At 69.4% G+C, this 17,363-nt stretch carries 17 protein-coding genes and 1 tRNA gene; 8 read left to right on the plus strand and 10 right to left on the minus strand.

Annotated elements, in window-relative coordinates:
* Positions 1-99: 99 nt before the first annotated feature.
* Positions 100-1,296 (plus strand): TetR/AcrR family transcriptional regulator, encoded by a 1,197-nt coding sequence (locus LCL87_RS23160; protein WP_225023797.1) that lies wholly within the window; start codon positions 100-102, stop codon positions 1,294-1,296.
* Between the two features lie 36 nt (positions 1,297-1,332).
* Positions 1,333-2,601: a lipase family protein gene (locus tag LCL87_RS23165; protein ID WP_225023798.1), complete on the plus strand. Its 1,269-nt coding sequence runs from the start codon at positions 1,333-1,335 to the stop codon at positions 2,599-2,601.
* Between the two features lie 3 nt (positions 2,602-2,604).
* On the opposite strand, the gene LCL87_RS23170 is transcribed toward LCL87_RS23165, so the two are convergent.
* Positions 2,605-2,784 carry a hypothetical protein gene (locus LCL87_RS23170; RefSeq protein WP_225023799.1) on the minus strand — a complete coding sequence of 60 codons (180 nt, stop codon included), beginning with the start codon at positions 2,782-2,784 and terminating at the stop codon, positions 2,605-2,607.
* 58 nt (positions 2,785-2,842) lie between these two features.
* Here LCL87_RS23170 and LCL87_RS23175 point away from each other — a divergent pair, with 58 nt between their 5' ends.
* On the plus strand, positions 2,843-3,364 hold the full coding sequence (locus LCL87_RS23175; RefSeq protein ID WP_225023800.1) for a peptidylprolyl isomerase: 522 nt from the start codon (positions 2,843-2,845) through the stop codon (positions 3,362-3,364).
* A 10-nt stretch (positions 3,365-3,374) separates the two neighbouring features.
* On the plus strand, positions 3,375-4,340 hold the full coding sequence (locus tag LCL87_RS23180) for a rhomboid family intramembrane serine protease (RefSeq protein WP_225023801.1): 966 nt from the start codon (positions 3,375-3,377) through the stop codon (positions 4,338-4,340).
* A 7-nt stretch (positions 4,341-4,347) separates the two neighbouring features.
* Here LCL87_RS23180 and LCL87_RS23185 read toward each other — a convergent pair whose 3' ends face one another.
* Both LCL87_RS23185 and crgA read right to left on the minus strand, forming a co-directional pair.
* Positions 4,348-4,818: a PH domain-containing protein gene (locus tag LCL87_RS23185; protein WP_225023802.1), complete on the minus strand. Its 471-nt coding sequence runs from the start codon at positions 4,816-4,818 to the stop codon at positions 4,348-4,350.
* A 107-nt stretch (positions 4,819-4,925) separates the two neighbouring features.
* Positions 4,926-5,189 carry a cell division protein CrgA gene (gene crgA, locus LCL87_RS23190; protein ID WP_225023803.1) on the minus strand — a complete coding sequence of 88 codons (264 nt, stop codon included), beginning with the start codon at positions 5,187-5,189 and terminating at the stop codon, positions 4,926-4,928.
* A 156-nt stretch (positions 5,190-5,345) separates the two neighbouring features.
* Between crgA and LCL87_RS23195 the strand changes: the two genes are divergently transcribed.
* Both LCL87_RS23195 and LCL87_RS23200 read left to right on the plus strand, forming a co-directional pair.
* Complete coding sequence (locus LCL87_RS23195) at positions 5,346-6,110, plus strand: DUF881 domain-containing protein (RefSeq protein ID WP_225023804.1); 765 nt, start codon at positions 5,346-5,348, stop codon at positions 6,108-6,110.
* 31 nt (positions 6,111-6,141) lie between these two features.
* Positions 6,142-6,807 (plus strand): aminodeoxychorismate/anthranilate synthase component II, encoded by a 666-nt coding sequence (locus tag LCL87_RS23200; RefSeq protein WP_225023805.1) that lies wholly within the window; start codon positions 6,142-6,144, stop codon positions 6,805-6,807.
* Positions 6,808-6,831: 24 nt separating this feature from the next.
* On the opposite strand, the gene pknB is transcribed toward LCL87_RS23200, so the two are convergent.
* The 7 genes from pknB to LCL87_RS26025 form a co-directional block, all read right to left on the minus strand.
* Positions 6,832-8,763, minus strand: a complete 1,932-nt coding sequence (gene pknB / locus LCL87_RS23205) for a Stk1 family PASTA domain-containing Ser/Thr kinase (protein ID WP_225023806.1) — start codon at positions 8,761-8,763, stop codon at positions 6,832-6,834.
* A complete protein-coding gene (locus LCL87_RS23210; RefSeq protein WP_225023807.1) occupies positions 8,760-10,139 on the minus strand; it encodes a serine/threonine-protein kinase in 1,380 nt (459 codons plus the stop codon). The genes pknB and LCL87_RS23210 overlap by 4 nt, the downstream gene beginning before the upstream one ends.
* A 3-nt stretch (positions 10,140-10,142) precedes the next feature.
* On the minus strand, positions 10,143-11,630 hold the full coding sequence (locus LCL87_RS23215; RefSeq protein WP_225023808.1) for a peptidoglycan D,D-transpeptidase FtsI family protein: 1,488 nt from the start codon (positions 11,628-11,630) through the stop codon (positions 10,143-10,145).
* A complete protein-coding gene (locus LCL87_RS23220) occupies positions 11,627-13,069 on the minus strand; it encodes an FtsW/RodA/SpoVE family cell cycle protein (protein ID WP_225023809.1) in 1,443 nt (480 codons plus the stop codon). The genes LCL87_RS23215 and LCL87_RS23220 overlap by 4 nt, the downstream gene beginning before the upstream one ends.
* Positions 13,069-14,514, minus strand: coding sequence for a PP2C family serine/threonine-protein phosphatase (locus LCL87_RS23225; protein WP_225023810.1), 1,446 nt, complete (start codon positions 14,512-14,514; stop codon positions 13,069-13,071). The genes LCL87_RS23220 and LCL87_RS23225 overlap by 1 nt, the downstream gene beginning before the upstream one ends.
* Positions 14,511-14,978, minus strand: a complete 468-nt coding sequence (locus LCL87_RS23230; protein WP_225023811.1) for an FHA domain-containing protein FhaB/FipA — start codon at positions 14,976-14,978, stop codon at positions 14,511-14,513. Before LCL87_RS23230 ends, LCL87_RS23225 begins: the two co-directional genes overlap by 4 nt.
* Positions 14,979-15,141: 163 nt before the next feature.
* Positions 15,142-16,482 carry an FHA domain-containing protein gene (locus LCL87_RS26025; protein WP_225023812.1) on the minus strand — a complete coding sequence of 447 codons (1,341 nt, stop codon included), beginning with the start codon at positions 16,480-16,482 and terminating at the stop codon, positions 15,142-15,144.
* A gap of 198 nt (positions 16,483-16,680) precedes the next feature.
* Between LCL87_RS26025 and LCL87_RS23240 the strand changes: the two genes are divergently transcribed.
* Together LCL87_RS23240 and LCL87_RS23245 are read left to right on the plus strand one after the other, a co-directional pair.
* Positions 16,681-16,763: transfer RNA gene (locus tag LCL87_RS23240), tRNA-Leu, on the plus strand.
* Positions 16,764-16,922: 159 nt separating this feature from the next.
* Positions 16,923-17,228 (plus strand): hypothetical protein, encoded by a 306-nt coding sequence (locus LCL87_RS23245; protein WP_225023813.1) that lies wholly within the window; start codon positions 16,923-16,925, stop codon positions 17,226-17,228.
* Positions 17,229-17,363: the final 135 nt, after the last annotated feature.

The following is a 17,363-nucleotide window of genomic DNA, read 5'->3' on the forward strand; positions in this document are numbered from 1 at the left end:
AAGACAGATTTCTCAACAGGGGGAGTGGTAGTGAGTCGTATTGGTAAACAAGCGATTCCGGTTGGCGGCGAGAAGAAGCGCGAGCGGTCCGGTAAACGCGTGGAGATTCTCGAGGCGGCGTCGGAGCTGTTCGCGGCCAAGGGGTACACGGGCACCTCGATGCGCGACATCGCAAGCGACACCGGCATGCTGGCCGGCAGCCTCTACTACCACTTCGAGTCGAAGGAGGCGCTCGCGGCGACGATGGTGGCCGACCTGCGCGACGACATCGTCGCGGCGACGCAGCAGGACGCGGATCCGTCGGACACGCCGATCGAGGCCCTCCGCCGGTTCGCGCTCGCGGTCGCGGACGCGTCGGCCCGGCACCCGGGCGCGCTGCAGGTGTGCCTCGGAATCCCGGAGACGCAGGACACCGAGTTGGCGGCGCTGCTCGAGGCCGAACCCCGGTGGTCGGACCGGAAGTGGCAGACGCTGGTGAAGACTGCGGAGGACGCGGGCTGCCTGCGTCCCGAGGTGGACACGCGCATCCTTCGCGAGGTGCTGCGCGTCGCGACCACGCACAGCGCCACGCTCGCGCCCACCGGTTTCCCTGCGCGCAAGGTGGTGAACTGCACCATCGACCTGATGTTCGCCGGGCTGTCGACCAAGCCCGCCGACGGTGATCTCTCCGATTCGGCACCCGCGAAGGCGGCCCGCAAGGTCATCGCGTCGTGGGATCGCACCGATCAGGTGAGTCTGTCGGACCGACAGGATCGCATCCTCGACGCCGCGCGGGTCGTGTTCGCCGAGAGGGGTTTCGACGCGACGACGACCCGTGACATCGCGAACGCGGTCGGCCTCACCCAGGGCAGTCTCTACCACCACTTCGAGTCCCGCGAGGCGATCCTCGTCGCCGTGCTGCAGATCTTCTCGACCCGGATGCGGGAGGCGCACGAAGCGATCGGCGAGGCCGGCGGGACCCCGCTCGAGACGGTGGACGCGCTGATCCGGATGCGGAGCGCGGCCGGCAAGAGGTTCGCCGACGAGGTCACCATCCTCAAGTCGTGGGCGATGCTCACCAGCAAGGAGCACTACGACTTCCTGAAGACCGACGGCCGGAAGGTGCTGCGCGTGTGGGACCGCGCGTTCGCCGCCGGCGTGCGCGACGGCAGCATCACCATGCCGGGCTCGAGTCGCCTGGTGTTCCAGTGCCTGGGCGAGATCCTGTGGTCGACGCACACCCTGCCGCGGGTGTCGGTCGAACGGTTGACGCGGTACAACCTCGAGACCGTCCTGTGGGGCGCCTCACCGAAGTAACGGACAAGTCGGGTCACCAGAGCTGGGGAGGTCGGTGTGATCGGAAGGTTTTGTGCCGCAGTGGCGGCGGTGATCGGTGTGGTGGTGGCCGGGAGTCCTGCGGCGGCCGTGGCTTCCGCGGGAACTGACTTCTACCAACCACCGCCGACGCTTGCGGGCCAGGCCGGTGACGTGATCCGTACCGAGCCTCTGCCGTTGGCGTGGCAGGTCGGTGACCTTCCTGCCACGGCGACGCGAATCATGTATCGCAGCAGCGACACTCATGATTCAGCGAATGCCGTCACCGGTGTCTTCTTCGATCCGGCGCTGCCGTGGACGGGTCCGGGTCCGAGGCCGCTGGTGAGCATGGCGGCGGGCACCCAGGGGCAGGGCGACCAGTGCGCACCGTCCCGGACGATCGGGACGGTGCTGCAGTTCACGCCGCCGTCGGACGTGATCGTGTCCTACGAGACGGTGTTCGTCGGTGCCCTGCTCTCCCGCGGCATCGCGGTGGTGCTCACCGACCTCGAGGGCCTCGGCACCCCGGGCGCGCACACGTACGTCAACCGGGCCGCGTCGGCGCACGCCGTGCTCGACGCGGCTCGCGCCGCGAAACGCCTGCCCGGCACCGGGATCACGCCGGACGGTCCGGTGGCGTTCTGGGGCTACTCGCAGGGCGGCGGGGCGTCCGCGGCGGCGGTGGAACTCGCACCCGAGTACGCACCCGAACTCGACGTGCGCGGCGCGTTCGCCGGCGCCCCACCGGCGGACCTGGCCGCGACGCTGGAGAGGATCGACGGCGCGTCGCTGTTCGGGGCCATCGGCTACACCCTCAACGGCATGGCGCAGGCGTATCCGGAGGCCCGGTCGATGATCGACGCCGAACTGACCGACCGGGGCCGGCAGTTGCTCGCGGACGTGCAGGACCAGTGCGTGGGGGAGACCCGCCTGCAGTACGGGATGCAGCGCTCGTCGGCGTTCACCCGGTCCGGGGAATCGCTGTCGACGGTGCTGTCCCGATACCCGGTCGCCCAGGAACTGTTCGCCGAGCAGCGGATCGGTGACCGGACCCCGAAGGCGCCCGTCCTGATCCAGGCCGGCGTGAACGACGACACCGTGCCGTACGGGCAGGTGCGTCAGCTCGCGAAGGACTGGTGCGGCAAGGGCACCGTCGTGCAGTTGAGCGACAACACGGTGCCGCCGATCAGTCCCGGCACCGGGCTGAACCACGCGCTCCCGTACCCGCTCGGCATCGGCGAATCGCTCGGCTGGGTGACGGACCGGTTCACCGGGGTACCGGCACCGAATTCCTGCGGGACGCTGTGAGAGTTACGGGCGCGGATCCGACAGTGACGGCGGCTTCGGGGCGACCGGCGGCATCTCCGGACGGCGGGTGAGCGCGAACACCGCGGCACCGACGGCGGCGACGGCCGCCCCGACACCGATCAGCACACGTCGGCGTCCGCCTGCGGACGTCGGGACGGAAGCACTCTTGGTCGCACGCGTCATGGCTCCACTCTTGCACAGCACGCACACGCCGCTCCGAACGCAATGGCACGATAGGGGGGTGACTTCACAGACTGCTACCGCAACGCTGCACACCAACCGCGGCGACATCAAGATCGCCCTGTTCGGTAACCATGCGCCGAAGACCGTCGAGAACTTCGTCGGCCTGGCGGACGGTTCCAAGGAGTACTCCACCCAGAACGCGCAGGGCGGCGCCTCCGGCCCGTTCTACGACGGCGCGGTCTTCCACCGCGTCATCGACGGCTTCATGATCCAGGGCGGCGACCCGACCGGCACCGGTCGCGGCGGCCCGGGCTACAAGTTCGGCGACGAGTTCCACCCCGAGCTGCAGTTCGATCGCGGCTACCTGCTGGCCATGGCGAACGCCGGCCCGGGTACCAACGGCTCGCAGTTCTTCATCACCGTGGGCCCGACCCCGCACCTGAACCGCCGCCACACCATCTTCGGTGAGGTGCTCGACGAGGAGTCGAAGAAGGTCGTCGACGCCATCGCCACCACCGCCGTCGATCGCGGCGACCGCCCGGTCGACGACGTCGTCATCAACAGCATCACCATCGCGTAAGGACTCTCGAATGACGAACCCCGGCTGGGGTGGTGCGGCGAGCGAGGGCACCCCGCCACCTCAGCCGAGGTGCGTGCGACACCCCGATCGCCCCACTGCTCTCTCCTGCACCCGCTGCGGGCGCCCGGCCTGCCCGGACTGCCTGCGCGCCGCCTCCGTCGGCCACCAGTGCGTCGACTGCATCGCCGCCGACCAGCGAAACACGCCCCAGGCGCGCACCATCGCCGGTGCCGCGGTGCGGTCCCAACTCCCGACGCCCGTCGTCACCTACGCGCTGATCGCGCTCAACGTGCTGATCTTCGCGATCACCGCGCTGCAGGCGCAGTCGCTGATGGACAACGGTGGCGGCGTCGTCAACCGGTTCACCGGTGTCGCGACGTTCGACTCCCCGCTGTTCGGCTGGATGGTCCTCGACTCGTTCGCCGTCGCGCAGGGCGAATGGTTCCGGGTGATCGGCAGCGGCTTCCTGCACTTCGGCCTCATCCACCTGGCCGTGAACATGTTCGCGCTGTGGGTGCTGGGCCGCGACACCGAGATCGTGCTCGGTCGCAGCCGCTACCTCGCGGTGTACCTGATCTCGCTGCTCGGCGGGTCGGCGTCGGCGCTGATGTTCGAGTCGCCGTACGCCTTCACCGCCGGTGCGTCCGGTGCGATCTTCGGCATCATGGGCGCGCAGGCGGTGCTGCTGCTGCGGATGCGCCGCAGCCCCACCCCGGTCCTCGCGGTGATCGGCATCAACGTGATCATCAGCCTGACCGTGCCCGGCATCTCCCTGTGGGGCCACATGGGCGGTCTCGTGGCCGGCGCCGCCGCGACCGCGGTGCTGGTGTACGCCCCGACGGGGCAGCGGACCCCGGCCGACGTCGCGCGCGCCCGTCAGTTGGGCTGGGCGGGCCTGGCAACGGTCGCCGTCCTGGTGGTCGGGCTGATCGCGCTGCGCACCGTGATGCTGCGCGACCAGCTGGGCGTCGCGTAGCGGCCGGTCAGTTCTCCGCCGGCACCAGGCCGTGCACGGCGAGCGCGTCGAACACCACCACCGGATCGACCCCGAGGTCCCAGCGTCCGAAGATCAGCAGGCGCTCGGTGCCGTCGGGGTCGACGGCGTCGATCTCGAGCATCGGCACCCGCCGGCCCAGCCGGGGGTACGGGACGATCCGGATCCGTTCGATGCTGTCGCGTCCGTAGACCCGGCGCCCGGTCAGCCGGGTCGCCGCGAGCGCGGGCGTGGGCCCGTCCTGCACGATCGCCAGCTTGGGTCGCTGCCGGCCACCCAGGAACGCGAGCACGAACATTCCGAACGCGGCCAGGGCCGCGAGGAACCGCCCCGGGGCGTCGAGTCCGAGCAGCAGCGCGGCGACGACCATGACGATGCCGCCCGCGGCCAGCGCGACCACCGCGCCGAGTGGTGTGGACCACTCGAGCGACGGACCATGATCGATTTCATCCTCAGGCATGTGTACAACTACCCCCGTTATCCACAGGAGTTATCCACACTGGGGATGAATGACACGTGTGTAATTGGCGGCTGGGGATAACTCTGCGCTCCCGGTAAATGTGCAGGTCACCGCCACCGCATCGTCATGATCAGGCCGACGACCATGAATCCGAAGCCGATGAGGAAGTTGTATGCCCCCAGATCGTTCATCCACCCGAGGTTCTCGCCGGCCAAGTAGTACACAATCAGCCACGCCAGCCCGACGAGCATGAAACCGAGCATCACCGAGACGTATACGGCGCTCGACGGGCCCGCCTTCACCTTCACCGGGGTGCGGTTCGCGGGGTTGGTCGTGTAATCGGTCTTCTTCCGGACCTTCGACTTCGGCATGACGTCCTTGTTTCGTGTGAATGGATAACGCGAGCACGATGCCCGGAGCCGTCCGGGCGGCCAGGGTAGATTCGCACCTAACCTGCTGTGAGTACACGCTAACTCAAACCGACGCGGCCAGGACCGATTGTCCGCGGTGAGGAGTGGTGATCGAGGGTGTCCGACGTCGGAGACGAGCCGCAGCGCGCCCGGCCGCCGTTCGGCTTCTGGTCGATCGCCGTCCTCGTCGTCTGCCTGGTCGCGGGTCTGCTGATCGCCACCACCCGCGAGGTGTCCCACGGCAACGAGATCCGCGCCGCCGACTCGACCCGATTGTCCGATCTCGTCCGGCAGGCGCAGACCGAGGTGGACCGCGCCGCCCGCACCCGTGACGACCTGGCCGCCCACGTGGAGGAACTGCAGGAGACGGCCGCCGGCACCGATACCCGGGTCGCGGAGGTGCTGGGCGAGACGCGCGCGCTCGCGGACGCCGCCGGACTGACCGAACTCACCGGTCCGGGGGTCGTGGTCACCCTCACCGACGCGCCGCGCGACGCCGACGGCAAGTATCCGGCCGGGGCGTCCCCCGACGACCTCGTCGTGCACCAGCAGGACGTGCAGAGCGTGCTCAACGCGCTGTGGGCCGGCGGCGCCGAGGCGGTCGCGATGCAGGACCAGCGGATCGTGAACACGTCGGCCCCGCGCTGCATCGGGAACACGCTGCTGCTGCACGGCCGCACGTACAGCCCGCCGTACGTGGTGACCGCGATCGGTGACCCGGCGCGGCTCGCGGCGACCCTCGCGAACGAGCCCGGCATCAAGACGTTCAAGCAGTACTCCGTCCGCTACGGGCTCGGCTACACCCAGCAGCAGTCCGACGACCTCACCGTCCCGGCCTACACCGGGCAGCTGCACACCGAGTACGCGCGACCGGTCGCGTAGCCGGAACGTACTGCGCATTACCCTTCATCTCATGCGCATTCTGGTCGTCGACAACTACGACAGCTTCGTGTTCAACCTGGTGCAGTACCTGGGCCAGCTCGGGACGAACGCCGAAGTGTGGCGCAACGACGATCCGCGACTGACCGGTGACGCCGCGATCGCGGCCGCCGCGGCCGACTTCGACGGCATCCTGCTCAGCCCCGGCCCGGGCACCCCGCAGCGGGCCGGCGCGACGATGCCGCTGGTCGGCGCGTGTGCCGACGCGAAGACCCCGCTGCTGGGCGTGTGCCTGGGGCATCAGGCGATCGGTGCGGCGTTCGGCGCCACCGTCGACCGGGCCCCGGAACTGCTGCACGGCAAGACCAGCCTGGTCCACCACAACGACACCGGCGTCCTCGCGGGACTGCCGGATCCCTTCACGGCCACCCGCTACCACTCGCTGACCGTACTCGAGGACACGATTCCGGACGAGCTGGAGGTCACGGCGCACACCGACAGCGGCATCGTGATGGCGATGCGGCACCGTGAACTGCCGATCCACGGTGTGCAGTTCCACCCCGAGTCGGTGCTGACGCAGGGCGGGCACCGGATGCTCGCGAACTGGCTCGGCGTGTGCGGTCAGGCCCCGAGCGAGACACTCGTCGCGACCCTCGAGGACGAGGTCGCCCGGTCGCTGGGAGACGCGCTCACGCGCTGACTCCCCGGCGACCGGGCGCCCGCGTCAGCGCGGGATACCCAGTTCGCCGACGATGACCGTCAACGGGGCGTTCTTCGCGACGTCGCTGCCCGCGGGCTGCTGCTGACCGAGGATCTTGCCGACCAGGCTCGCGTCGAGCGTCGACTGACGCGTCTGGGTCAGCTGGTTCGACGATCCGGTCCACCCCGCCTTGCGCAGGGCCTCGACGGCCTGCGACACCGACATCTCAGTGAGGTCGGGCATCGTGAACTGCTTGCCGTTGGACACCTGCACGGTGATGACGTCGCCCTTCGCGGCGGTGGAGCCACCCGACGGCGACGTCGAGATGACCTGGCCCTCGGGCTTGCTCGAGTCGACGGTCGCGACCTGGACCTTGAAGCCGGCACCCTCGATGTTGGGCTGCGCGACGTCGATCATCTGCCCGATCACGTTCGGAATCCGCACCTGCTCGGGACCGGACCCCAGCGTGATCGACACCGTGGAGTCGAGGTTGATCTTCGCGCCCGACGACGGATCCTGCGCGGTCACCTTGTCGAGCTGGGCCGGATCCGACGGGGCCCGATCGACCTCGGGGGCGAGACGCAGACCGACGGCGTTGAGCGCCTGCGCGGCCTCGTCCTGCGAGAGCCCCGACAGCTTCGGGACCTGCACCTGCTCCGGGCCCGACGACACCTGCAGGGTGACGGTGCTCTTCTCGCTCACCGACGACCCGGCCGACGGCGTGGTCGCGATGACGTTGCCCTCCGCGACCACCGCGTCCGGACGGGTCTGGATGCTCGTGTCGAGGTTCATCCCCCGCAGTTGCGCCTCGGCCGCCTGCGCGGTCAGTCCGGCGACGTTCGGTACCTCGACCTTCGCCGGGTTCGCCACCAACGACCAGATGAACGCGCCGATGATGCCGACCACGACCACCGCCGCCACCGAGAGCATCGTGTTGCGGGCGGTGTTGCGCTTCTTGACCGGTGCCGCCGCGGGGACGGCCACCGGGGCGGCGGTCACCGTCGCCGTCCGGGCGGGTTCGGGCTGGTAGCCCGCACCGGGGCCGGCGCCGCTGTCCACGGCACCGAACATCGTGGTGCGGTCCTCGTCGGACATCACCATCGGTGCGCTCGGACGCTGCCCGCCCAGCACCCGCACCAGGTCGCTGCGCATCTCGGCGGCGCTCTGGTACCGGTTGGCGGGGTTCTTGCTCATCGCCTTGAGGATCACCGAGTCCAGCGCCAGCGGCACCGCCGGATTGACCTGCGACGGCTGCTTCGGATCCTCCCGGACGTGCTGGTACGCCACGGCCACCGGGGAATCGCCCTTGAACGGCGGCTCGCCGGTGAGCACCTCGTACAGCACGCAGCCCAGCGAGTAGACGTCCGAGCGGGCGTCCACCTGCTCGCCACGCGCCTGCTCCGGCGACAGGTACTGTGCCGTGCCGATCACCGCGGCGGTCTGGGTCATCGGGCTCGAGCTGTCCGAGATCGCCCGCGCGATGCCGAAGTCCATCACCTTCACCGCGCCCGCGCGGTTGATCATGATGTTGGCGGGCTTCATGTCGCGGTGCACGATGCCGTTGCGGTGGCTGAAGTCCAGCGCCGCGCAGACGTCGGCGATGACCTCCATCGCCCGTCGCGGCTGCAGCGGCCCCTCGGTGCGGATGATGTCGCGCAGGGTGTCGCCGTCCACGTACTCCATCACGATGTACGGCAGCGGGCCGGCGTCGGTCTCGGCCTCCCCGGTGTCGTACACCGCGACGATCGCCGGATGGTTCAGCGCGGCCGCGTTCTGCGCCTCACGGCGGAACCGCAGGTAGAACGTGGGGTCGCGGGCCAGGTCGGCGCGCAGCACCTTGATCGCGACGTCGCGGCTGAGCCGCAGATCCCGGCCCAGGTGCACCTCGGACATGCCGCCGAAGCCGAGAATCTCACCCAGCTCGTACCGGGATGAGAGATTGCGCGGTGTCGTCATGGCTGCTGTCCTTGCGTGGCCGTGGTGGTCGTGGTCTCGGCCGTCGTCGTGGTCGTGGTCGTGGTCGGCGTGGTGGTCGTGGTCGTCGTCGTCCGCGGCGGCGTGGTGGTCGTCGTGGTCGTCGGCGGCTCGGTGGTGGTCGTCGTCGTGGTCGGCGGCACCGTCGTGGTGGTCGTGGTCGTCGGCGGTGTCGTCCGGGTCGTGGTCGGCGTCGTCGTCCGAGTGGTCGTCACGGGCGTCTTCGACGTCGTCGTCACCGCCGGCGGTGTGGACGGACCGTCCGATCCGCCGCCGAACAGCAACAGCCCCAGCGCGACGATCGCCGCCAGGGTCAGCAGGCCGCCACCGGCCCAGGCGACCGCCTTCTGGCCGCTGGTCCAGCCGTCGTCCTGACCGGCGTCGTCGTCGTTGTCGCCGTTTCCGTTGTCGCCGTCGTAGCCGCGCTGCTGCTGCGTGGACATCATCGCCGTCGCGGCGGGCGCCGCCACCGGCGGAACCAAGCGCGACGCGGCAGTGGGCACCCGGCCCGGCGGCGGCGGCCGGTGTCCCGCCCGCACCGCGGCGACCGCGTCGGCGAACTCGCCGCCGTTCGCGTAGCGGCCGGCCGGATCCTTCGTCAGCGTGATGTCGATCAGCTCGCGGATCGGCGCGGGCAGGTCGGCGGGCATCGGCTCCGGCGCTTCCTGCACGTGCTTCATCGCCACCGTCAGGGTGCCGCCGCCACCGAACGGCCGTCGGCCCGACAGTGCCTCGTAGCCGACGACGCCGAGCGAGTACACGTCGCTGGCGGCGGTCGCCTCCTGGCCCAGCGCCTGCTCCGGGGCGATGTACTGCGCGGTGCCCATCACCATGCCGGTCCGGGTCACCGGCGACGCGTCGACGGCCTTCGCGATGCCGAAGTCGGTGATCTTCACCTGCCCCGTCGGGGTGATGAGGATGTTGCCGGGCTTGACGTCGCGGTGCACGACGCCGGCCGAATGCGCGGCCTGCAGGGCGCGTCCGGTCTGCTCGAGCATGTCCAGGGCATGCGGAATCGACAGCCGGCCGACGCGCGCGAGCACCGCGTTGAGCGGCTCACCGGCCACCAGCTCCATCACCAGGTAGGCGAGGTTGGCGCCGGCCTCGTCGCGGGTCTCGCCGTAGTCGTAGACCCCGGCGATACCCGGGTGGTTCAGTTGCGCGGTCGTGCGGGCCTCGATGCGGAACCGCTCGACGAACTCGGGGTCCGACGAGAACTCGGCCTTGAGCACCTTCACCGCGACGCGCCGGTCCAGGCGACTGTCGGTCGCCTCCCACACCTGACCCATGCCGCCGGTCGCGATCAGTCGCTGCAGGCGGTAGCGGCCGCCGATCACCGATCCGTTCGTCAACGACATGCCTCATCCCCTCTGCAATCCGGCCGCGATGACGGCGCGTCCGATCGGTGCTGCGACGGAGCCGCCGGTCGCGGCGAGCGCCCGGTCACCGCCGTCCTCCACGATGACCGCGATCGCCACCGTCGGGTTCTGCGCGGGCGCGAAGCCGATGTACCAGGCGTGCGGCGGGGTGTTGCGCGGGTCGCTGCCGTGCTCGGCGGTGCCGGTCTTCGACGCGATCTGCACGCCGGGGATCTTGCCCTGGCCGGCCGTGTTGTTCTCCGAGCCGATCATCAGCTGCGTCAGCGTCGCCGCCACCTCGGGCGAGATGGCCCGGCCCACCGACTTGGGCGTCGTGGTCGCCAGGTTCGTCAGGTCCGGCCCCTGCAGCTGCGAGACCAGGTGCGACTCCATCCGCATGCCGCCGTTGGCGATGGTCGCGGCGATCTCCGCGTTCTGCAGCGGCGTCAGCGCGACGTCCCGCTGGCCGATGCTGGACTGGCCGAGTGCCGCGTCGTCGGGGATCGAGCCGATGGTGCTGTCCGCGACCGGGATCGGGATGCCCGGGGTGCCCGGTCCGATGCCGAACGCCTTCGCCTGCTCGGCCAGCGCGTCGGAGCCGGTCTTGATGCCGAGCTCGACGAACGCGGTGTTGCACGAGCGGGCGAACGCCTCCCGCAGCGACGCCGTCGCCCCGCCGCCGCAGGTCGTGCCGTTGTAGTTCTCCAGCGTCGTGCTGGTGCCGGGCAGCGTGATGTTCGGCGCCGCGGTCAGCTGCTCGTCCGGGTTGGCACCGTTCTCCAGCGCCGCTGCCGTGACGACAACCTTGAACGTCGACCCCGGCGGGTACGTCGCGGACACCGCGCGGTTGAGCATCGGCTTGTCCGGGTCGGAGTTGAGTTCGTCCCACGCCGCGGACGTCTCGGCGCCGTCGTGGGACGACAGCGTGTTGGGGTCGTAGCTGGGCGTGCTGGCCATCGCGAGGATGTTGCCGGTGCTCGGTTCGATCGCCACGACCGAACCGGTGTAGCCCTTCGCGGTGAGCTCGTCGTACGCGACCTGCTGCATCACCGGGTCGATCGTGCTGACCACGTTGCCGCCGCGCGGATCACGACCCGACACCAGGTCGAAGAACCGCTTGCTGAACAGGCGGTTGTCGGAGCCGTTGAGGACCGGGTCCTCGGCCTTCTCGAGCCCGGCGCTGCCGTACTGCATCGAGTAGAAGCCGGTGACCGGCGCGTTCGCGAACGGGCTCGACGGCGCCGCCGGGTTCGGCGGGTACACCCGCAGGTACTTGTAGCGGTCGTCGGTCGGGACCGACGACGCGAGGACCTGCCCGCCCGCGGAGATCTGCCCGCGCTGGCGCGAGTACTCGTCGAGCAGCACGCGCGAGTTCCGCGGATCGCCCCGCAGGTCGTCGGCCTTGATCACCTGCACGTAGGTGGCGTTCGCGAGCAGCGCGGCGACCATCACCATGACGGCCAGCGCGACGCGGCGGAGGGGAGTGTTCATTGGCGACCCAGCATTTCCGTCGGGGCGTCCGCGATGGGCGCGGGCCCCTTCTTCTTGGGTGCGGCGGGCGTGCGGGCGGCGTCGGAGATCTTCATCAGCAGCGCCAGCAGCAGGTAGTTGGCGAGCAGCGACGACCCGCCGTACGAGACGAACGGTGTGGTCAGGCCGGTCAGCGGGATCAGCTTGGTGACGCCGCCGACGACCACGAACACCTGGATCGCGATCGTGAACGACAGGCCCGCCGCCAGCAGTTTGCCGAAGCTGTCCCGCACTGCGAGCGCGGTGCGCAGGCCGCGGACCACCAGGATCAGGAACAGCATCAGCACCGCCGCCAGCCCGATCAGGCCCAGTTCCTCACCGATCGCGGCGACGATGAAGTCGGTCTTGGCGAACGGCACCTGCGACGGTCGGCCGCTGCCGAGGCCGGTGCCGGCGATGCCGCCGGTGGCCAGGCCGAACAGCGACTGCGAGATCTGGTAGCCGGTGTTCTGGTAGTCGCCGAGCGGATCGAGCCACGTGTTCACGCGCACCCGGACGTGCCCGAACATCTGGTACGCCAGGAAGAAGCCGACGACGAGCAGCGCCCCACCGATCAGCAGCCAGCCGGCCCGCTCGGTCGCGATGTAGAGCATCACCAGCACGGTGCCGAAGACCAGCAGCGACGTGCCGAGATCCTTCTCGAACACCATGATGCCGACCGAGACGATCCAGGCGACCAGGATCGGGCCGAGGTCGCGCGCGCGGGGCAGGTCCATGCCGAGGAAGTGCCGGCCGGCGGTGGTGAACAGATCGCGCTTGGCGACCAGCACCGCCGCGAAGAAGATGATCAGCAGGATCTTCGCGAACTCGCCCGGCTGGATGCTGAACCCGGGCAGGCGGATCCAGATCTTGGCGCCGTTGACCTCGGAGAACCGGGACGGCAGCAGCGCCGGGATCGCGAGCAGCACCAGGCCGGCGAGACCCACGGTGTAGCTGTAGCGCGCGAGCAGGCGGTAGTCCCGAAGGAAGATCAGCACCGCGACGAAGCCGCCGACGGCGAGGGCCGTCCACAGCACCTGCTGGTTCGCGTCCGGCGACGGGATCGGCAACCCCTGATACACCGCGTTCTCGGCGTCGGCCAGGTCGAGTCGGTGGATGAGCACCAGCCCGAGACCGTTGAGCAGCGCGACGATCGGCAGCAGCAGCGGGTCCGCATACGGCGCGTACCGGCGCACCGCGAGGTGCGCGACGACGAACACCGCGGCGTAGGTGAGCCCGTATTTCGCCAGATCCCAGGTGATGGTCTGTTCCTGACTGGCCTCGACCAGCACGAGCGAGATCGTGGTGATCGCGATCGCGCAGCAGATCAAGATCAGTTCGGTGTTCCGTCGCGTCGACTGCGTCGGCGGCGGAGCGAAGCCGCCGGGCGGACTGGGGAACGGTGAGTCGGACGTGGACATCAGCTACCGGTCCTGCAGTTCTGTCCGGGGACCTGTTCGACGGGCGCGGGTGTCGGCGCCGGTGGGGGAGCCGCGGTGGTCGGCGCCGCGCCCTCGGGAGCGGGCGGTGCCGCTTCCGTGGTGGGTGCGGGCGCTTCGGACGGCGGAGCCGGCGTGGGGGTCGGAGTCGGGGTAGTCGTCGGTTCGGGCGTGCACAGCGGCAGCAGATCGCTCGAGACGAGTCGTCGCATCTGCTCGGTCGCGTCGTCCTTGGTGCCCGACGGCAGACCCGCCTGCACCTGCTCGCGCGCGGACGGTCGCAGGTCGTCGACCGTCAGCACGTGGCAGTCGCTCGGTGCGCTGCCGGGTTCGACGATCCGCAGGGTGCCGTCGTCGTCGACGCAGCCGATCAGCGCGCTCTCCTGCAGCGAGTATCCGAGGAACGAGCCCGGGATGCCCTGCAGCACGGTGACCCGGTCGTCGGAGGTGCCGACGTAGTAGTAGTTGCGGATCATGTTCCGGCCCACGAAGAGTCCGGCGACGACCAGCGCCACCAGGCCGAGCGCGATCAGCGTCCAGCGCAGCTTGTGCGACTTCTTGGGCGGCGCCTCCGGCGTCGGGGTGACCCGCTTGGGCGCCGCGCGCGGCGGACGCATCGCCGCGGCCCGCCCGGCCGCGGTGTTCGGCGGAGGGGTGTCCTCCTCCTCGTCGGACGCCGCGCCGCCGACGATCGGGTGACTCTGCCCGTAGTCGAGGTCGATGACGTCGGCGACGATGACGGTGACGTTGTCCGGACCGCCGCTGCGCAGGGCCAACTCGATGAGCCGGTCGGCCGATTCGTCCTGGGTGCCCTCACGCAGCGTGTTGGCGATGGTCTCGTCGCTCACGACGTCGGACAGGCCGTCCGAGCACAGCAGGTACCGGTCACCGGCGCGGGCCTCGCGCACGGTGAGCGTCGGCTCGATCTCGTTGCCGGTGAGCGCCCGCATGATGAGGGAGCGCTGCGGATGGGTGTGCGCCTGCTCCGCGGTGATGCGGCCCTCGTCGACGAGGGACTGCACGAACGTGTCGTCGCGGGTGATCTGGGTGAGCTGGTCGTCGCGCAGCAGGTAGGCCCGGGAATCGCCGATGTGGACCAGGCCCAGCTTGCTGCCCGCGAAGAGGATCGCGGTGAGCGTGGTGCCCATGCCCTCGAGCTCGGGGTCTTCCTCGACGTGGTCGGCGATGGTCGCGTTGCCCTCGTGGGTGGCGGCCTCGAGCTTGCCGAGCAGGTCGCCGCCGGGTTCGTCGTCGTCGAGGTGCGCGAGCGCGGCGATCATCAGCTGCGACGCGACCTCACCGGCCGCGTGCCCGCCCATGCCGTCGGCGAGCGCCAGCAGCCGCGCACCCGCGTACACGGAGTCCTCGTTGTTCGCGCGGACGAGACCGCGGTCGCTTCGGGCCGCGTAGCGGAGGACAAGGGTCACGGGCGGAGCTCGATCACGGTCTTGCCGACGCGAACCGGCGTGCCGAGCGGCACCCGGACCGCCGTCGTGACCTTCACCCGGTCCAGGTAGGTGCCGTTGGTGGAGCCGAGATCCTCGACGTACCAGTCGGTGCCGCGCTGGGACAGCCGGGCGTGCCGCGTCGACGCGTAGTCGTCGGTCAGCACCAGCGTGGAGTCGTCGGCCCGCCCGATCAGGACCGGTTGTGTCCCGAGGGTGATGCGGGTGCCGGCGAGCGCGCCCTGCGTGACGACGAGGTTCTTCGCCACCTTGGTCCGGCCGAGCGACGGCAGCACCGACGACGTACGCGAGTAGCGAGGCGCGGGCCGGGCGCCGCCCGCGCCCGCATAGATGTCGCTGCGCAGTGTCTTGATCACTGCCCAGACGAAGAGCCAGAGCAGCAGCAGGAAGCCTGCTCGCGTCAGCTGGAGTATCAGTCCCTGCACTGCTCGACACCTCCTTCGGGGGCACGGCCGCGCGGATGCGCAACCGGGGCATTTTCAGCTGGCTGCATCATATGTGGAAGCCGGCGACGGTGATCATGATCTTGCGCCGCACCCCGTGTCCGGGATGCGGCTTTCGTGGGGCGACGCGCGGCGTCTGCCGTGGTCAGAGGATGCGCACCAGGATTTCGGAGTGTCCGGCGCGAATCACGTCACCGTCGGCGAGCTGCCAGTCCTGGATGGGCGAGCCGTTGACGGTGGTGCCGTTGGTGGAGCCCAGATCCGAGAGCATCGCGACCTGGCCGTCCCAGCGGATGTCGAAGTGCCGGCGCGAGACGCCGGTGTCGGGCAGGCGGAACTGAGCGTCCTGGCCGCGTCCGACGATGTTGTTGCCGTCCCGCAGCTGGTAGAAGCGCCCGCTGCCGTCCTCGAGCTGCAGGGTCGCGGTGAACGTGCGGCCCGCCTCGGGCGTGTAGCCGGCCTGATAGCCCTGCTGGCTGTACCCCTGGTCGTAACCCTGCTGGCTGTAGGCCTGGTTGTACCCGGCCTGGTCGTAGTCGCCCTGCTGGTACTCGCCCTGCTGGTAGTCGTAGTCGGCATAGCCCTGCTGCTGGTCGTAGCCCTGCTGGTACTCGCCCTGCTGCTGGTAGCCCTGGTCGTAGCCACCCTGGTCGTAGCCCTGCTGGTAACCGGGGTACTGGCCCGGGTACGGCTGCTGCTGCTGGTCGTAGCCCTGCTGGTAGCCCTGTTGCTGGTCGTAACCCTGCTGGTAGTCGCCCTGCTGCTGGTAGCCCTGGTCGTATTCGCCCTGCTGGGGGTAGCCCGCGTCCTGCGGGTAGCCGCCCTGCGGCGCGCCGTACGCCTGCTGCTGGTCGTAGCGCGGCTGTGCGTAGCCCTGCGGGTAGTCCTGCTGGTAGCCGCCCTGATCCTGGTAGCCACCCTGATCGGCAGTGCCCTGTGCCTGATCCGGGTGGGCGCTGCCGTTGCGCGTGCCGCGGTCGTCGCGCTGCTCGCGACCGGGGTCGTTGCCGGAGTTCTGGGTCATGGGGCCTGCTCCTGGAGTCGGTGAAACGGGTGTCGGGGCGCGCCGGGCCCGCGGATCGGACCCGGATGCACCGGCGTCGCCGCGGTGAGCATCCGGATCGACTGATCCGGCGGTGCGGAACTGCCCGGTGTGCAGTGTCGGTGACGCCTCGAATCGGACGTCGATGTCACCGTAGGTCTGCCAGCCCTGTTCTCGGATGTATCCCTCGAGGTGTCGCGCGAAAGATTTCACGGTCAGCTCGTGATCCGACGCCAACTTCGCGTGATCGGACTCGTTGATCGTGATGACGTAGCTGTTGGGAGCGAGGTAGTGCCCGCCGTCCAGTTCCTGGACGCGGTCGGTGGCCTCCCGCTGCAGTGCGGCTTCCACTTCCTGAGGTACGACGCCTCCGCCGAAGACGCGCGCGAAGGCGTCACCGACGGCCCCCTGAAGCTTGCGCTCGAAACGTTGAACGATCCCCACGGCATGAACCTTGCTGTTGTCTGTTCGCGGTCAGTCTGCGTGTCGCGGGCTGCAATCAACCCGGCCGCTGCCCCTGCATGATATCCGGACACTCTGTCCGGGGTGTCCTGCTCGTCGCTCCAGGGGGCCCTTTTTACGCCCCTACCTGCACGAATCGTCATTTCCGAGAAGTGCGTGCTAGTGTTTTCCACGTCGCTCGGGCGAGTGGCGGAATGGCAGACGCGCTGGCTTCAGGTGCCAGTGTCCTTCGGGACGTGGGGGTTCAAGTCCCCCTTCGCCCACAACGAGCAGTTCCACGAACTGCACAGAACGAGGTCACGAACTGGAAAGAGTTCGTGACCTCGTTCTTTTTGGTTGGTTGGCTATGCGATTTTCCTCTCTGGCCGGTTTGGGGACGAGCGCGTACCACTCCCCATTCTCGATGTCGCCTTACTTCGACGGTGTTCTCGGATGATCCCCAACTCGCGCTGCGCAGCATGCATCGCGGATCGACAGCGCTGTCGCCGGTGTCTCGGTGCCTGCGTGATCTCTGGGGCGAGGTGTTCACCCAAGAACTACGGATCACCAACGAGCGGTTGATTGCTGAGAACTCTTCGTTGGTTGAGCAAGTCACTGAACTGCGCCGGATCAACAACATCCTCGAGACAGACTTGGCCGCCTCACGCCAAGCCTTCGTAGAGGAGATCGCGAACCTGTGTGTGGCCGACATGGGCACGTCAGTGACGGCACTGGCGTCGCAGAGATGACGGAGCTTCGAGGACGTCTGCACCGTCAATCGGTCACACCCCCGCGTGTGTGACCGATTCGTCGGCCTGTACCGCTAGCGTGTGACGCGAAGCCTCGGCTTGCAGAAATTGGAGTAGATGTGTCGCCATCGCTAG

The organism is Prescottella equi (genome assembly GCF_020171745.1).
Classification (GTDB): domain Bacteria; phylum Actinomycetota; class Actinomycetes; order Mycobacteriales; family Mycobacteriaceae; genus Prescottella; species Prescottella equi_A.

Excerpts from the sequence above, each read along its gene's own strand:
- LCL87_RS23170 (WP_225023799.1), bottom strand. The coding sequence starts at position 2,784 with ATGACGCGTGCGACCAAGAGTGCTTCCGTCCCGACGTCCGCAGGCGGA.
- pknB (WP_225023806.1), bottom strand. The coding sequence starts at position 8,763 with ATGACGACACCGCGCAATCTCTCATCCCGGTACGAGCTGGGTGAGATT.
- LCL87_RS23215 (WP_225023808.1), bottom strand. The coding sequence starts at position 11,630 with ATGAACACTCCCCTCCGCCGCGTCGCGCTGGCCGTCATGGTGATGGTC.
- LCL87_RS23200 (WP_225023805.1), top strand. The coding sequence starts at position 6,142 with ATGCGCATTCTGGTCGTCGACAACTACGACAGCTTCGTGTTCAACCTG.
- LCL87_RS23185 (WP_225023802.1), bottom strand. The coding sequence starts at position 4,818 with ATGCCTGAGGATGAAATCGATCATGGTCCGTCGCTCGAGTGGTCCACA.
- LCL87_RS23180 (WP_225023801.1), top strand. The coding sequence starts at position 3,375 with ATGACGAACCCCGGCTGGGGTGGTGCGGCGAGCGAGGGCACCCCGCCA.
- LCL87_RS23220 (WP_225023809.1), bottom strand. The coding sequence starts at position 13,069 with ATGTCCACGTCCGACTCACCGTTCCCCAGTCCGCCCGGCGGCTTCGCT.
- LCL87_RS23210 (WP_225023807.1), bottom strand. The coding sequence starts at position 10,139 with ATGTCGTTGACGAACGGATCGGTGATCGGCGGCCGCTACCGCCTGCAG.
- crgA (WP_225023803.1), bottom strand. The coding sequence starts at position 5,189 with ATGCCGAAGTCGAAGGTCCGGAAGAAGACCGATTACACGACCAACCCC.